This window comes from Peribacillus sp. N1 (assembly GCF_054600815.1).
In genome coordinates, this window is record NZ_BAAHZO010000003.1 from 373657 (window position 1) to 389555 (window position 15899).

Below are 15899 nucleotides of genomic sequence, written 5' to 3' on the forward strand. Positions count from 1 at the left end.
CAGTACTAGAACTGCACGACTTTCACTATGCCTCACGTTTGTCTGAACCTTAGACCCCTATCTTATGATGCGGATTTCCATCCGCTTTTTAGTTGAACTTGTGCCGTGGCAATTTATCCATATTATCAAGCATGATACCGGTTCCGATTGCTACACAATCCATTGGCTGCTCGGCAACGAGTACTGGGACCTTAAGCTCTTCGGCAAGAAGTAAATCAATCCCGTGAAGCAATGCTCCCCCGCCTGTTAAAATGACGCCGCGGTCGATGATATCAGCAGAAAGTTCTGGCGGCGTCCGCTCAAGTACGCTTTTTGCAGCTTGTACAATGATGGAAACCTGCTCGCGGAGAGCCTCCTCAATTTCTTCTGAATTGACCGAAATGGTTCTAGGCAATCCCGATACCATATCGCGCCCACGGATATCGATGACTTCATTACGAGATCCAGGGAAGACGGTCGCAACCTGGATTTTAATGTTTTCCGCTGTACGTTCACCAATGAGGAGCTTATACTTCCGTTTGACATAATTTAAAATTTCATTATCGAATTTGTCACCGGCCATTTTGATAGAAGAAGATGTAACGATATCCCCCATTGAAAGAACGGCAATATCCGTTGTACCTCCGCCAATGTCCACGACCATATTGCCGCTTGGTTGAAAAATATCCATGCCGGCACCGATTGCAGCCACTTTTGGTTCTTCTTCAAGGAATACTTTCTTTCCACCGCTTTTTTCGGCAGCCTCTTTAATCGCCTTTTGTTCGACACTTGTTATGTTGGTCGGGCAGCAGATTAAAATTCTAGGCTTTGAAAGGAAGCCTTTCACATTCAATGTATTGATAAAATGCTTAAGCATCGATTCTGTTACATCAAAATCCGCAATGACACCGTCTTTTAAAGGTCGGATTGCGATGATGTTTCCTGGAGTACGGCCTACCATTTTACGAGCTTCCTCACCGACGGCAAGAACACGGTTCGTATTCTTATCAATCGCAACTACCGAAGGCTCATTTAACACAATTCCTTTACCTTTGACATGTATAAGAACATTGGCTGTTCCAAGGTCTATCCCAATATCTCTAGCAAACATTTCTTAAATCCTCCTTGAATATCCTCACATATAACCTACTTCTGTCCTAATTGTTTATTTTACCATATTGCATTGACACAAGTAAGTATGAATTATAAATAAACACTAATATAGACTATTATTTCCTAATTTGCCAATATGTAAAAAAATCCGGTGCCTTATGTACTACATTTCCTTATTTACCCATAAAAAAATCCCGGCACGGAACCGCAACAAGGTTGAGAAAAGAGCTGACACTCACTTTCATGTCCCCTCATTCATTACCCGATTGCCCGATTCACTTCCAATTGCCGGAATGATTCAAGTATCATTTAACGATTTCTTCTTCTCTTTCAGAACGTTTATATTTTAATTTTGTCGCTTCTCCGCCTCTAAGGTGACGAATGGATTTATGATAATCCAATATATCCTTCACTTCGTTAGCCAAATCAGGATTAATTTCTGGCAGCCTCTCAGTTAAGTCTTTATGCACTGTGCTTTTAGAGACCCCGAACTCTTTTGCAATGACGCGGACTGTTTTTCTAGTTTCCACGATATACTTTCCTATCTTGATAGTTCTTTCTTTGATGTAATCGTGCACACCACTCGACCTCCCCAAATTGGATGTGAGAAGTGTGAAATGAGATTCGTATTTTTCGAATCGAATACCGCTGCCCTATAAACAATGAAAGATAGAATTATTCACCTATTAGATAATTTGTAATAAACGATTCCTCACCTCAAACACTCTCTTTGCATGGTTTATAACATCTTATTAGCTTGGTTAAGAATATATGCCTAATGGGACAGGAGGTTTGGATTTATTTATGATTTTCATCTGTTTCTTTTCCTTAAGAGCAAATTATTTCCCGAGAAATTTGTCAGAAATTCAAAGGTTTCAGCATATTGTCCAATATTTCCTCGAAAGAAAAAAAGGAAGCCGTTCAAAGTGAACGGCTTCCTTTTACCAAATTTTCAGTTGTTGTCATTCGTAACGTTCTAGGTTTTTGTTTTGATTTTATTAAAAATCTTAATTTTAATTAGATTGATTTAACGAATCTTTTAAGGAATCGCTTTCTTCAGTTGTATCTTCACCAGGGACAGAGCCTTCCTCATCAGTGCCATTCTCTAAATCAGTGCCCTCTTCAGATTCGTCAACTGCAGGAGTTTCTTCTGTGCCAGTTTCAGACTCTTCGACTGCAGGAGCTTCTTCTGTGCCAGTTTCAGACTCTTCGACTGCAGGCGTTTCTTCTTTATCAGCTTCAGATCCTTCGACTGCAGGTGTTTCTTCTTTATTACCTGAATTTTCAAGTTCACTGCCCTCGGCTTCAGTTGCCGATTGGATCGCAGAAGCTTGTTTATCAACAAAATCAAGTGGGTTTAACGCAATGTTATCTTTTCTGATTTCGAAGTGGACATGTACGCCAGCCTCTTCATTGATTTGGCTTTTTCCAGCTGTAGCAATTGCTTGTCCTTGTTTCACTTTGTCACCGACTGCAACCTTAATGTCTTTAACAGATTGATAACGGGTAACGACACCATCTTCATGCTCAACTTCAACTAAATTTCCAAGCAACGCATCGTCTTGAACTTTCGTTACATTTCCACTTAAGGAAGCTTTTACATCGAAAGACTTTCCATCTTCCATTGCAATGTCTATACCTTTATTTTGCTCATATCTATTGTTGTAGAAAACCAATGCTTCTTCTTGTGCCTTTTCATCCGCATTCACATCATAAAACTGTTTCTTGATAACCGTTTTATCTGCATTGGCTACAGGCATCTTGATTGTCTCAAGATTACTATTAACCTCTACAGAAGGCTCACCATAGTTTTTTCCTGTTTCAGCTGATTCCTCATTGCCATCTTTAGCTGAATCATTAAAACTATTTTGTAATAAGAAGGCCGCGGCTAAGATTATGGCTGCACTTGCGATATAGATTGCTGATAATGCCCAACGTTGTTTTAGTATACGTCGGATTGTGGAAGTTGGTTTCTTTTCTTCCTCTCTCATATTAATCACCTCAGCAATCATTCTGAACATTTTGCCAAGATTATATACATTCAGGAAAAAATTTTTTTAGATTTATTTTGTGGAAATGAAACCGATTTTATTCGCAGAATGGTAAAATGTTTGATATCTTACTGTTGAAGGATGTTTAAATCATGAAAAAAGCTTTTAAACTTGTGTTAACGTTATTGCCTTTCCTATATATGATTGCCATTTGGATAATGTCGAGCAACCCCGATGATATGATTCTTGATCTTCCCTCATCCTCAATTGACCGATTTATCAAAGAGGCACTTCATCTGGTCGAATTTGCCCTTTTGTATATATTATTAGTTTCGGCCCTTGCCGCAAACCAAAAAATGAAAGCAGGTTTAAGCCTGTTGGCTGCCCTTGTAGCTTGCCTTTACGGTGTTATTGATGAATACCACCAATCTTTCGTCCCATACCGCTCCTCTACCTTAATAGATGTCATTAAGGATATCATTGGAGTGGCTGCAGTCTATTTTCATGTCCAATATCATTATTTCAAGCGTAAACGGGGCTTTTTGACGATTATAGAAAAATTAAACGAAAAAAAATGAGAGATGGGATCCCCATCTCTCATTTTTTTGCCGTCATCGTATTCAGCCACTTACTTGAAGACTGAACTTTGACGCCTTTATAATAATATTTAACGATGTCTTCATAGGTTTTTCCTTCCCTGGCCATGCCATTAGCACCGTACTGGCTCATTCCAACTCCGTGTCCGGATCCTTTTGTCGTGATGACAATCTGGTTGCCTTGACGCTCCCAGTCAAAATCGGACGATGTCAGCCCGAGCTTCTCACGAATCTGTTTTCCTGTCATTTTCTTTCCTCCGATTTCCACTACACCTACGCGATTACCCGATGTTCTTTCAATGACAGTCCCTATAGATGTTCCCGAAGAAAGACTTACACCCAGCTTTTTTTCAAAATCTGCAGTATCGACAACAACTTTATTATAAAATTTTGGTGATTCTTCTTTATCCCATGGACTGGATACACTTTTTAAATAGGGAAATTCAGCTTGCCAATAGTCCTCTGAATTCTCCGTATAGCCATTGCTGGTCGAAAAAAAAGTGGCAGTAATCGGTTTTCCTTCATAGGTTAAGATTTGACCAGCCGTTTCCTTTATAGCCTTGTTGATTTTTTGCATCTTCGATTTATAATCAGAGCCCCACTGTTTTTTCAGCTCATCATTATTCTTATAAACTTGGTGCATGACCGTATCGCTTACATCGGCACCTTCAGGCAAGCCTAATCGACTTTCGCTTATGAGCTGATTGACAATGTAGGTTCTCGCTGTCAATGCTTGTGCCTTCAGCGCTTCTTCTTCAAAATCTGCTGGCATTTCAGCTGCAACCACACCAGTCAAGTACGATTCAATCGGCAGTTTTTCAATCTTTTTTGCAGATGTGCGGTAAACGGCAACTTCTACGGAACTCATTTCATTTGCAGCTACCTCTTTACCCTCATTCTTCACTTTCTTTTCCAACTCTTCGGTCAATTGCCCACTTGTCTTTTCATTTGAAAATGGAAGCACAAGCACTGCTGGAATCATGATAATTACGAATGCTACTGCTATGAATAGTACGATCATCGGTTTGATTGCTTTCAAATTCCTGAGCCTCCCTACACTTGTTTTCTCTGCCGTAAATCGCATTCAGCAGGTATCTTTACATAACAAATGTATGTCGAAGGACAAGCTTTTATGAATAGAAAAACGACAACTATTTAACTGTAGGCGATGAACCAGGAACAAGACAAAAAAAACCATTCACGGTTCAATGACTCGAACGTGAATGGTTTCATAAGCTAACTTATGCGTTTAAATCTGCGATTTTTTTTGTTTCAGCAGGTACATCTTCGTTAATACGTTCCACATCAGCACCTAGAGATGCCAATTTACCATGGAAATTCACGTACCCTCTGTCAAGATGCTTCAATTCTGTAACACGTGTAATGCCATCTGCAACCAATCCAGTCAGGATGAGCGCTGCCGCGGCACGTAAATCTGTTGCAGCTACTTCAGCACCTTGAATGTTAGTTGGTCCGTTAACGATAACGGAACGACCTTCTATTTTAATATTGGCATTCATGCGACGGAATTCTTCAACATGCATAAAACGGTTTTCGAAAACGGTCTCCGTAATCATGCTTGTTCCTTCAGCACGAAGTAGTAATGCCATCATTTGCGATTGCATATCAGTCGGGAAACCAGGATGTGGCATTGTTTTGATATCAATGGCCTTCAAGGTTTTTGGACCGATAACGCGTAATCCATCTTCTTCTTCAAGAATTTCAACACCCATTTCCTCCATTTTGGCAATAAGGGAAGTAAGGTGTTCAGGTACAGCTCCTTGAACAAGAACATTTCCGCCAGTAAGAGCGGCCGCAGTCATGAATGTACCAGCTTCGATACGGTCAGGTATAATCGTATGTTCAGTGCCATATAATTTATCGACACCTTCGATTCTCATCGTACCAGTACCGGCACCTCTGACTTTGGCACCCATTTTATTAAGGAGATTCGCAAGATCTACAATTTCAGGCTCTTTGGCCACATTTTCAAGAATAGTTATACCTTCAGCAAGTGTTGCTGCCATCATGATGTTTTCAGTGGCACCCACACTCGGGAAGTCAAGATACACTCTTGCACCCTTAAGTCTGCCTTCAACCTCGGCATCAATGAAACCATTGCCGACCTTCACTTTTGCTCCCATCGCTTCAAAGCCCTTTAAATGCTGGTCGATAGGACGTGATCCGATGGCACAGCCACCAGGAAGAGCAACGCGGGCCCGGCCATTCCTTGCTAGTAATGAGCCCATCACTAAAACGGAAGCTCTCATTTTGCGTACATATTCAAATGGTGCTTCTTCTAATAACTCTCTTGATGCATCTACAGTTACTTGATTGTCATGAAAGGCAACATCTGCATTTAAGTTGCGCAATACTTCATTGATTGTATATACATCGGAGAGCGTAGGAACATCTTTAATGATACTTTTCCCATCACTTGCTAATAATGTTGCAGCGATAACTGGCAAAACGGCGTTTTTAGCACCTTCTACTTTAACTGTCCCGCTAAGCCTTTTTCCGCCGCGGACGATGATTTTTTCCAAAAGTATTCCCCTCCGCGTCCATTTTCTCTATATTAATATTCAAACGTTATGATTGGTGTGCCAACTACAAAGTTCGTTCGGTCACCCAATCCTTCTGTCCGTAGCCCAAACTGCAAATTTAATTTTTCTTTTGTCAAAGGTTGTTTAAACAATGTTGAATGTGCAGATATAGATGTAAAGTTTGTTTCATGCACACTCTCAATTTCCCTTGCTTGGAACATATCTAACAGGTCTTCAGTTTTAGAGCTTAAAACCGAATCCATATTATCATTGATAGACCCTTTAATACAAGAAAAAATTGAAGGAGTTCCTATAAATAGGTCATTCACCCTGTTTTGGAACGTAGCAGTAAAAAATGCCGCATTGGCTTTCTTCCACTTTTTCCCCTCCACTTCGTAAATAACATAGGTAACTTTATCAAATTTCTCTTCCGTTGTCATTATTTTGATAGACTCGGTCAGACCTGAATCGACATTGTAAGTTAACGCCTCTGCCTTCCAGCCGGAAGCATCATCTTTCCGGTGCCATTGAAATTGAGGGTATTTTCGTTTTAAAGCTGTAACTTCGTTTTCAAACTCTTGTTTAGTTGTAATCTCTTTATTTATTTCTCTAGTGAGTACAGACCAATCGCCTATGTCTAAATCTTTATCTTTTTGTAACAGTCCCACCAATTTAACTATATCTGGTTTGCTTTCTGCCACAATCGTACTATTCCCTATTAAAATCACCATCAAACCGAGAAATACTATGTATGATAACATTTTTTTGTTTAAATTAAACATGTTAAATCCCTCCCCTTTTACACATTCTTTCCATAAGGAGAGAGATCATACTTCGAGTTTTCCGACAATTGGTGACAACTTCCCCTTATACTGGCAGGAAGCAAAAGCGAATACAAGAGTAGAATCATATTTTGCTATAAGAAAATTCTTACAGCATATCAGTCATTACTAAACATATACGGAAGTTGATTTGCAAATCCCAGGTAGTCGAGGAAGAAATTACTTACAACTGAACCGATGGCAACCGTTAATAAAATATATAAAACCCTTGCCTTGATGACAGAATTGGATCTTAATATTTTATCAAAATGTAATGCCTGGAGAGCCCACCAGGTAACTGCGATGAAAAACAAGTGTGCAATTATTCCTGTTAAAGCCTGCTGTCCCATTGCTGAAAACATGTACATACCTCCTAAAAGACACCCGAATTCTATTCTAACACAAAACCCCTTCATATTTGGAATTTAAAAGGAAGAATTGCAAAATATCTTTTTAAAACTGTAAATAGAGGCTTGATCCAATGGAACAAGCCTCTGATACAGGCATTATATCATTTACTTGAAATAAAGTCTGTAAATTCGCCAAATTGATCATGAATAAAATCAAAGGCAATATTGGGCGCCACCCCGAAAAGTATGGTGCCTATTACGCAAATGATCAACACAATGTAAAGACCCGGACGGATTTTAATGACCTTCTCTGAATGAACCGGTCGGAAAAAGACCTGAACCAATAAGCCGAAATAATACACATAGGATACAATGGTACCTGCAATCATGATTCCCGCAAGGACAAAATGTCCAGGCTCCGTTATGAATGTTCCAAGAAAAATATTAAGTTTGCCAATGAAACCTGTCGTACCGGGGATTCCAGCAAGCGACAGGATAAATACGGTGAATGCCATGGCAAGATAAGGTGATTTCCTCCCCATTCCTGCAAGAATGCTAATATCTTCTGACCCACTTTGGCTGGATAGAAGCTGAATGACTGCGAATATACCGATATTCATTAATACATAAGCCATCAGGTAAAACCAGACAGTATCCAGGAGAAAATATCCCCCGCCCAATGTGGCCACCGCTACAAGCAGGTAACCCGCATGGGCGATGCTTGAATAAGCGAATAATCGTTTTAAATTTTGCTGCCTTAACGCAACCACATTTCCAATGATGATCGTCAGGCCCGCCAACGAAGCTATATAGATATTATTTTTTTCCAAAAAGTCGAGCGCTCCGAACGTATCACCGGAAGCTGTTAGGAACAATGAGAGAAAAATGCGCAGGATGATGACGAAACCCGCCATTTTCGAAATTACACTCAAGAAGGCTGCGACCGGTGTCGGTGCCCCCTCGTACACATCCGGCGCCCACATATGAAATGGAGCGGCAGCTATCTTGAAGGCTATACCTACAAACACCATGAAGAAAGCGAGACCCATGATGTATTGCAGCTGTCCGTCCGTCATCGCAGCCATCGTCCGGCTCATTTCGCCTAGATTGACGGAACCGGTCACTCCATATAAATAGCTCATCCCAAATAAAGTGATCGCTGTGGAAATGCCTCCGTTTATTACATACTTCATGGACGCTTCGTTGGACTTCCGATCATGCTTGCGTATTCCGACCAATATATAAGATGAAAGTGAAAGCAGTTCCAGTCCAACGAACAGCGTTATCAAATCACCGCTTGAGGACATGACCATCGCTCCAAGCAAAGCGGTCAGGAACAGATAATAAAATTCCCCCCGGTGCTCCCGCAGCCCCTCTTGCGGTTCATATCCTTCAGCCAGAAGGATGATTAGGGCCGCTCCTAATAACAGCAGCAGCTTAAAAGCTTTTGCAAATGAATCCAAACGAAACGTATCGGATAAGATACTGACTGTCTCAAAGGATAGCAGGCTAATCAGTGACAAACATGCCAAAATGATTCCGGTTAGCGCGAGCCATGCCAGTTTTCTCCGATTAAAGTGCTTTGGCCAGAATAAATCCAATATCGAAAGAATCATGGTTGTTCCAAGGATGATGAATTCTGGCATCATCGCTCCCCAATCATAAGAAAGCATCGTGTTCCAATCCATCCTTCATCGCCCCCCTAGAGCAAGCATCATGGCTTCAATCGTTCCTTGAAGAGGCCCGCCTAACAAATTTGGGTATACCCCAACAGATATTATCAAAGCGAGAAGAACCAACGCGGGAAAAAACTCCCAGCCCCTTAGGTCCCATTTCTCTTTTTCTATCAAACTATCATTTTTCCCGAAAGTCATCTGCATGACCGCCCTCAATACATAAACAGCTGTTAAAACCAGCCCGATCACCCCAATTGCCGCTAGCAACGGCTGACTCTTGAATAAGCCAAGAAATACCATGAATTCACTGATGAAGCCCGACATGCCAGGCAAACCGAGTGAAGCCATCCCGCAAGCTAACATAAACCCTGAAAAAATCGGCATCGACTTGGCCAGCCCCCCAAGCTTAGGAAGCATCGTGGTTCCCGTACGCTCATACAACACTCCCACCAAGAAAAACAACAAAGCAGCAATTAGCCCGTGTGAGATGACTTGAAAAATAGCTCCCTGAATGCCCGCTTCATTCAAGGCTCCCAGCCCCATCATGACGATACCCATATGTGAGATTGATGAGTAGGCTAAAACGAGCTTGAAATCCGTTTGTACCAAAGCTAGAAATGCACCATATAAAAAACTGAGGACCCCAAATAGGACAATGGTAAAGGCCAAGCTTTTATATTGTTCAGGAAATATCCCCATTCCAAACCGGATGATTCCGTACGCCCCTATTTTCAATAGGACACCCGCATGTATCATGACTATGGATGGAGGTGCTTCTGCATGGACCCGCACCATCCAGCTGTGAAAGGGAAAGACGGGCAGCTTTATCGCAAATGCTACGAGAAAGGCGAGACATAAACCATATTTCATCGAACCGGATATTGGTGCAAAAAGTGAAACACCGCCCATTGTCATCATCTGTGTCAATGCTGCAATGTTGGTCGTACCCGTCCTGGCAAACAAAATCAAAATAGCCACTAATAAAACAGCCGAACCAATGCCATTATAAATCAGAAAACTATAAGAAGCTTTCTCCCTCTCCAGGAAGCCCCATCTGCCAATTAAAAAGAAAGCAGGAATCAAAGTCATTTCAAAAAAGATGAAAAAAAGGATTAAATTTTCTGCGGTGAAGACACCGAGCATCCCAATCTCCAGGATCAAAAATAACAAATAATACCCTTTCCATTCCTTTTTTATATTAATGGATGCGATTGCGGCCAGTGTTGAAATGATTGTTGTCAGTAATATGAAGATGAGACTTAATCCATCCAGCCCCAACTCAAAGTCAACCGTGAAGAGCTTGGGATCATACATCTCCAAATTCCCAAACCTGATCCAATTCAACTTAATGTCAAATAAGGATAGGCCCACACCCGAATAATATTGACTGCATAGAAAGAACGATATGAAAAGAGGAGGCAGTGTTCCGAAAAAGCCAAATTGTTTAATCGTCCTTCCCTCTTTTTTCGGCATGAGGGCAACCATCACTATGCCCAGCAGCGGTGAAAACACTAAAAGCGAGAGCAAATAGACATTCATCTTAGATACCCCCCAGTTACTGCAAAAATCACCAACAGTACCGCAAGTCCCAGAAAGGCTATCATGCCATATTGCTGTACCTGTCCTGTTTGCAGTTTAGACCCTATTTTTCCTAATCCTTCTATCGAACTTGTTACAGTGGAAACCAGGCCGCCGACAATGAACCTTTCCATATAAGATAGGAATATACTAAAGCCCTTGACTGCATAGCCTGCAGTGTAATAGTAAATCTCATCAATATAATACTTATTTTCCAAAACCCGATATACCCCGGAGTTTTCTTTGACAAGCCAGTCCCGAGGTAACTTCTTTTTAGCGTATATCATATAAGCAAGGTATATCCCGGCCAGCGATACAAGCACGGCCAGCAACATTATCCAAACGGGTCCCTCACTATGGCTGGCGCCTAGAGCAGCTTCATTTCCCTCCACAAGCCACTCCCCAAGGAAAGTTCCAAACCACGGTGTTTGGATATACCCGCCGATTACAGCAAACAAAGCCAATGCGAGCATGGGAATTAGCATGATGGAAGGTGATTCCTTGACCTGTTTTACTTGACTGCGCGAATCGCCTGCAAACATCATGAAAAACAGCCGGAACATATAAAAAGCAGTTAAAAAGGAGGTAACCACCGCTAGACCAAACAATATATAACTACCATTCTCCCAGGCTGCCATTAGAATTTCATCTTTACTGAAAAAACCTGAGAGTAACGGAAACCCCGATATCGCCAACGTGCCAGTCAAGAACAGCGGCCCAGTCCAATTCAACTTACCCCATAGGCCGCCCATCTTTTCCATATCCTGTGTATGTATAGCGTGAATAACACTGCCTGCTGCCAAAAACAGCAATGCTTTAAAAAAGGCATGGGTCATTAAATGGAACACCCCGGCCACATATCCCGAAGTACCCAAAGCAAGCATCATAAAGCCAAGCTGAGAGATTGTCGAATATGCCAATACACGCTTAACATCCTTTTGCACGATGGCAATGCTTGCGGCGAATATGGCTGTAATTCCACCTGTTATCGCTACGACCTGCATCGCAGCAAAACTTGCCATGAATAGCGGAAACATGGCCGCCACCAGGTAAACCCCTGCAGCAACCATGGTTGCTGCGTGTATCAATGCGGAAACCGGAGTCGGTCCTTCCATTGCATCCGGAAGCCACGTGTGAAGAGGAAATTGTCCAGACTTCCCAACCGCTCCGATAAAAATCAAAATAGCGATTAAAGTCAGTTTTCCGCTTGATATCATGCCCGATTGAACGGCTTGAAAGATCTCTCCATATTCAAAGCTGCCTGTTTCCCAGAATAGCAGAATGATGCCGATTAAGAGCCCTACATCCCCAATCCTGGTCATGATGAATGCCTTCTTCGCTGCAGCCTTAGCTTCATGTTTATAAAAGTAAAACCCAATGAGCAGGAAAGAACCCACCCCGACCAATTCCCAGAAGATATAAAGTTGTAATAAATTGGGTGCCATGACAAGTCCAAGCATGGCAAAGGTGAAGAAGCCCAGATAAGCATAAAAAATGGAGAATCGCACTTCACCCTTCATATACCCCTTCGAATATATCTGGACAAGCAGGCTGACAAGGGAAACGACCACAAGCATCAAGGCATTAAGCTGATTGATTTCGAATCCAGCTGAAAGTTGCGTCCCCCCGAAGGAAAGCCAATCTATCGATATATTATAAGTAGGTTCTTTAAATCGTTCCATCAGGACGAGCAACGATAAAACAAACGAAGCCAATGTACATATTATTCCTATAAATGCCCCTCGTTCCCGCAACCGCCCGCCTGATAGAAGCAGAACCAGAAACGTGACGAGTGGAAAGACCGGTATGAGCCATGCGTACTCCATCATCGTATCAAATCCCCTTCTTCATTTATATAAACCTTCAATTCTTCATAATTTCCATTTCATCGACATTGACCGTCTTCCGATTGCGATAAAGGGACATTAGTATAGCCAGCCCTACAGCCGCCTCGGCCGCAGCGATCGTAATCGTGAATAAGGAAAAAACTTGACCCGTAATGGATGGTGTTACCCCCAATTTACTGAAGGCAACTAAATTGATATTTGCAGCGTTCAGCATCAGCTCGATTGAAATCAAAACAATGACCGCATTTCTTTTCGTCAAGGCACCATACAGCCCCATACAAAATAAAACGAGTGCCAATACAAGGTAAGCCGACAAGGGAACTCCCGTCATGATCGATCTCCCTCCTCATCATCTTTTTTAGCCAATACGATGGCACCGACTAAAGCAACAAGCAGGAGTACCGACATCACTTCAAATGGAATTACATATTTTGAAAAAAGTTCGATTCCTATTTGCTTTGTATTTTCCTCATGCAAGGCCGTTGGCTGTACAGGTATATCAAGATTATAAATCCCCAGATACACCGCCACGGCAAATCCAGCAATCGCCGCCAGCAAGGAGAAATTTCCCCAGCCCCCTTTAGCGGGTGCATCATTTTCTTGGTGTTTTGTCAGCATAATCCCGAATAGCATCACGATCGTAATAGCCCCTGAATAAATAAGGATTTGAACAATGGCGACAAACTCGGCCGAAAGCAACATATAAATGCCTGCAATGCCCAAGAAAGTAAAAACAAGTGCAATTACCATGTGCACCACTTTTGTTAAGGTAATCAGCAGCACCCCGCCTACTATCGAGACGAGTGCCAAACCAATGAAGGCAATTAATTCACCCGACAAACTCATACTTTATTCACCTTCCGGACATTTTCATCATTTTCATCCAGCCACTCCAGATTTTTAAATAGATGATCACGGCTATATTCGGCCAGCTCGAATTGATTCGTCATCACGATTGCTTCTGTAGGGCAGACCTCCGTACATAAATCACATAAAATGCAAATCTCGAAATTGATGTCATACGTATCGATGATTTTCCCTTTTTTCGACGGGTCCGGATGCTTCTTACCTGTTAATTGAATACAATCCGTTGGGCAAATCGTCACGCACTGATTGCATACAATACATTTTTCAGGATAGAATTTCTGGATTCCGCGGAATCGGTCAGGAAGTGGAAGCGGCTCATTCGGGTAGTCATAGGTCACTTTTTTCCTCGTCAAGTTCTTTAATGTATAGGTTAAACCTTTTGCTAAACCAAGCATATAAATCCCTCGCTTTCCGACCAGCTTAAGTTTCTAAAAAAGGTTAATCAATTCTTTTATAAGTGCCGTCAAAAATATATTAGCCAATGCAACCGGAAGCAGCACCTTCCATCCGAATTCCATCAATTGATCGGCCCTTATACGAGGAAAGGTTACACGAATCCAGACCAATACATAGAATACGGCACTGAACTTCAGACCGAACCAGATGGCTGCCGGAATAAAATCCAAAAACGGAATAGAATTCCATCCCCCTAAAAATAATACAGTGGTTAGCGTTGCCATTGCAAACATATACACATATTCAGATAACATAAAGAAGGCCCAGCGAAATCCAGAGTATTCAACATGATAGCCTGCAACAAGTTCGGATTCCGCTTCCGGAAGGTCAAAAGGAACCCTGTTCAACTCGGCAACCGATGCAATGAAAAACACGATGAACGCAATCGGCTGAAGAAAAATGAACCAAACCCTTTCCTGGGCTGCAACTATATCATTCAAGTTTAAACTGCCTGTTAGGAGGACGATTCCCACTAGTGACATCACCAATGGGATTTCATAAGATATCATTTGCGCGGCTGCCCTCATCCCGCCAATCAAAGAATATTTATTATTGGATGCCCAACCCGCAGTGACGATGCCGATGGTCGATATGCCGGAAATCGCCATATAATAAAGCAGTCCGACACCTATATCCGCAAATTGGAAGGCATCGGTGAACGGCAAGGTGGCAAGGACCATGAAAGCAGGAGCAAAAGCAATTACCGGAGCTAAAATATATAACGGCTTATCAGCTTTTTTGGGTATCGTATCTTCCTTGATCAGAAGTTTCAAAACATCGGCAACGGTCTGCAAGAGACCCCATTTCCCCCCAATTTGGTTTGGGCCGACACGCATCTGCATGAATCCCATGATTTTTCGCTCTGAAAGGATTCCATAGGTTACAAACCCTAATACGACGAACAGGAGCAGGACTGCCAAACCAAAAAAAATGCCAAAATTCAGCAGGCTTGGAGCGGAGTGGAGAAGGTCCTTGATCATTTATCCATCCACCTCCCCTAAAACGATATCGATTGCACCTAATATCGTTATCAAGTTCGCCATATTTTCCCCTTCCAATAATTTCGGAAGAATTTGCAGATTATAAAATGAAGGTCTGCGAAATTTCAAACGGTATGGCTCCTTTTTCCCTTCACTCGCGATATAACAGCCGATTTCCCCTCTTGGTGATTCAATTCTGACAAATGCTTCACCCTTAGGAACCTTTATTATTTTGGGGACCTTTGCAAGGACTGGCCCTTCTGGAAATTGCTCAACCGCCTGCTCGATGATTTTCAGTGATTCCTCGATTTCTTCCATTCTACAGTGATAGCGAGAAAAGGCATCACCCTCTTCCCTTGTAGGAACATCAAATGTGAACCTGTCGTAAATGGAATATGGCTCATTTTTTCGTAAATCCCATTTCACACCTGTACATCTTAAGTTGGCACCGCTAAGCGAATACTGCAGGGCTTCTTCCTTCGTATAGATGCCCACCCCCTTAACCCGATTAACAAAGATTTCATTCCCTGTCACAAGCTCATGGTAACCGGCAAGCTGCTCCCTCATATAAGGGACAAACTCGGCAACCTTCGCAATCCAATCTTCAGGAGCATCCCATTTCACGCCTCCAACACGCATATAATTGAATGTAAGGCGTGCCCCTGACAATTCAGTCAATAAATTAACGATCATTTCACGTTCTCGAAAGGCGTATAGGAAAGGGCTCGTCGCACCTATATCCAGCAAGTATGTACCCCACCAGACAAGGTGGCTTGCAACTCTGCCCAATTCCATTGCGATAACCCGCAAATATTCTGCCCTTTCGGGGATCTCCACCCCCATCATTGTCTCAACAGCATGGCAAAGCACATAATTATTTGTCATTGCCGCTAGATAATCGAGCCGATCGGTATATGGGATTATTTGTGTATATTGCAGATTTTCCGCTAATTTTTCCGTACCGCGATGCAGATACCCAATAACAGGTGTAGCCTCTTTTATAATTTCACCGTCAATCTTGATGACAAGCCGAAAAACACCATGTGTACTCGGATGCTGCGGCCCGACATTGAGAAGCATTTCTTCCGTCCTTAACATTGGG

At 42.2% G+C, this 15899-nt stretch carries 16 protein-coding genes; 1 reads left to right on the forward strand and 15 read right to left on the reverse strand.

The features are described 5' to 3' along the window. Positions 1-88 precede the first annotated feature (88 nt). The 3 genes from mreB to ACYP5M_RS14710 form a co-directional block, all read right to left on the reverse strand. Positions 89-1090: a rod shape-determining protein gene (mreB, locus tag ACYP5M_RS14700; protein ID WP_101223816.1), complete on the reverse strand. Its 1002-nt coding sequence runs from the start codon at positions 1088-1090 to the stop codon at positions 89-91. A 307-nt stretch (positions 1091-1397) separates the two neighbouring features. Next, positions 1398-1670: a sporulation transcriptional regulator SpoIIID gene (gene spoIIID / locus ACYP5M_RS14705; RefSeq protein ID WP_034315767.1), complete on the reverse strand. Its 273-nt coding sequence runs from the start codon at positions 1668-1670 to the stop codon at positions 1398-1400. Between the two features lie 435 nt (positions 1671-2105). After that, the gene (locus ACYP5M_RS14710; protein ID WP_434168139.1) at positions 2106-3083 is read right to left on the reverse strand and encodes a peptidoglycan DD-metalloendopeptidase family protein; all 978 of its coding nucleotides are present in this window, start codon (positions 3081-3083) and stop codon (positions 2106-2108) included. A gap of 152 nt (positions 3084-3235) precedes the next feature. Here ACYP5M_RS14710 and ACYP5M_RS14715 point away from each other — a divergent pair, with 152 nt between their 5' ends. Then, complete coding sequence (locus tag ACYP5M_RS14715) at positions 3236-3661, forward strand: VanZ family protein (RefSeq protein WP_101223818.1); 426 nt, start codon at positions 3236-3238, stop codon at positions 3659-3661. A 19-nt stretch (positions 3662-3680) separates the two neighbouring features. On the opposite strand, the gene spoIID is transcribed toward ACYP5M_RS14715, so the two are convergent. The 12 genes from spoIID to ACYP5M_RS14775 all read right to left on the reverse strand — a co-directional run bounded on the left by spoIID (position 3681) and on the right by ACYP5M_RS14775 (position 15895). After that, positions 3681-4718: a stage II sporulation protein D gene (gene spoIID / locus ACYP5M_RS14720; protein ID WP_230176120.1), complete on the reverse strand. Its 1038-nt coding sequence runs from the start codon at positions 4716-4718 to the stop codon at positions 3681-3683. Between the two features lie 202 nt (positions 4719-4920). Continuing rightward, positions 4921-6222, reverse strand: coding sequence for a UDP-N-acetylglucosamine 1-carboxyvinyltransferase (gene murA / locus ACYP5M_RS14725; RefSeq protein ID WP_098371638.1), 1302 nt, complete (start codon positions 6220-6222; stop codon positions 4921-4923). A 32-nt stretch (positions 6223-6254) separates the two neighbouring features. After that, entirely contained in the window at positions 6255-7004 is a 750-nt protein-coding gene (locus tag ACYP5M_RS14730) for a YwmB family TATA-box binding protein (protein WP_230176119.1), read from the reverse strand. 158 nt (positions 7005-7162) lie between these two features. Further along, positions 7163-7405 (reverse strand): DUF1146 family protein, encoded by a 243-nt coding sequence (locus ACYP5M_RS14735; protein WP_101223821.1) that lies wholly within the window; start codon positions 7403-7405, stop codon positions 7163-7165. 149 nt (positions 7406-7554) lie between these two features. After that, positions 7555-9081 (reverse strand): NADH-quinone oxidoreductase subunit NuoN, encoded by a 1527-nt coding sequence (gene nuoN, locus ACYP5M_RS14740; protein WP_434168140.1) that lies wholly within the window; start codon positions 9079-9081, stop codon positions 7555-7557. 3 nt (positions 9082-9084) lie between these two features. Beyond that, positions 9085-10608 (reverse strand): NADH-quinone oxidoreductase subunit M, encoded by a 1524-nt coding sequence (locus tag ACYP5M_RS14745; RefSeq protein WP_434168141.1) that lies wholly within the window; start codon positions 10606-10608, stop codon positions 9085-9087. Beyond that, on the reverse strand, positions 10605-12476 hold the full coding sequence (nuoL, locus tag ACYP5M_RS14750; protein WP_459735194.1) for an NADH-quinone oxidoreductase subunit L: 1872 nt from the start codon (positions 12474-12476) through the stop codon (positions 10605-10607). Before nuoL ends, ACYP5M_RS14745 begins: the two co-directional genes overlap by 4 nt. Positions 12477-12510: 34 nt before the next feature. After that, positions 12511-12825, reverse strand: a complete 315-nt coding sequence (nuoK, locus tag ACYP5M_RS14755; protein WP_459735195.1) for an NADH-quinone oxidoreductase subunit NuoK — start codon at positions 12823-12825, stop codon at positions 12511-12513. Further along, positions 12822-13340, reverse strand: coding sequence for an NADH-quinone oxidoreductase subunit J (locus ACYP5M_RS14760; protein WP_101223826.1), 519 nt, complete (start codon positions 13338-13340; stop codon positions 12822-12824). The genes nuoK and ACYP5M_RS14760 overlap by 4 nt, the downstream gene beginning before the upstream one ends. Next, positions 13337-13756, reverse strand: coding sequence for an NADH-quinone oxidoreductase subunit NuoI (gene nuoI, locus ACYP5M_RS14765; RefSeq protein ID WP_101223827.1), 420 nt, complete (start codon positions 13754-13756; stop codon positions 13337-13339). Before nuoI ends, ACYP5M_RS14760 begins: the two co-directional genes overlap by 4 nt. Positions 13757-13789: 33 nt before the next feature. After that, positions 13790-14797, reverse strand: coding sequence for an NADH-quinone oxidoreductase subunit NuoH (nuoH, locus tag ACYP5M_RS14770; protein WP_427573438.1), 1008 nt, complete (start codon positions 14795-14797; stop codon positions 13790-13792). Beyond that, positions 14798-15895, reverse strand: a complete 1098-nt coding sequence (locus ACYP5M_RS14775; RefSeq protein ID WP_048685832.1) for an NADH-quinone oxidoreductase subunit D — start codon at positions 15893-15895, stop codon at positions 14798-14800. It lies immediately after the preceding gene. Between the last annotated feature and the right edge of the window lie 4 nt (positions 15896-15899).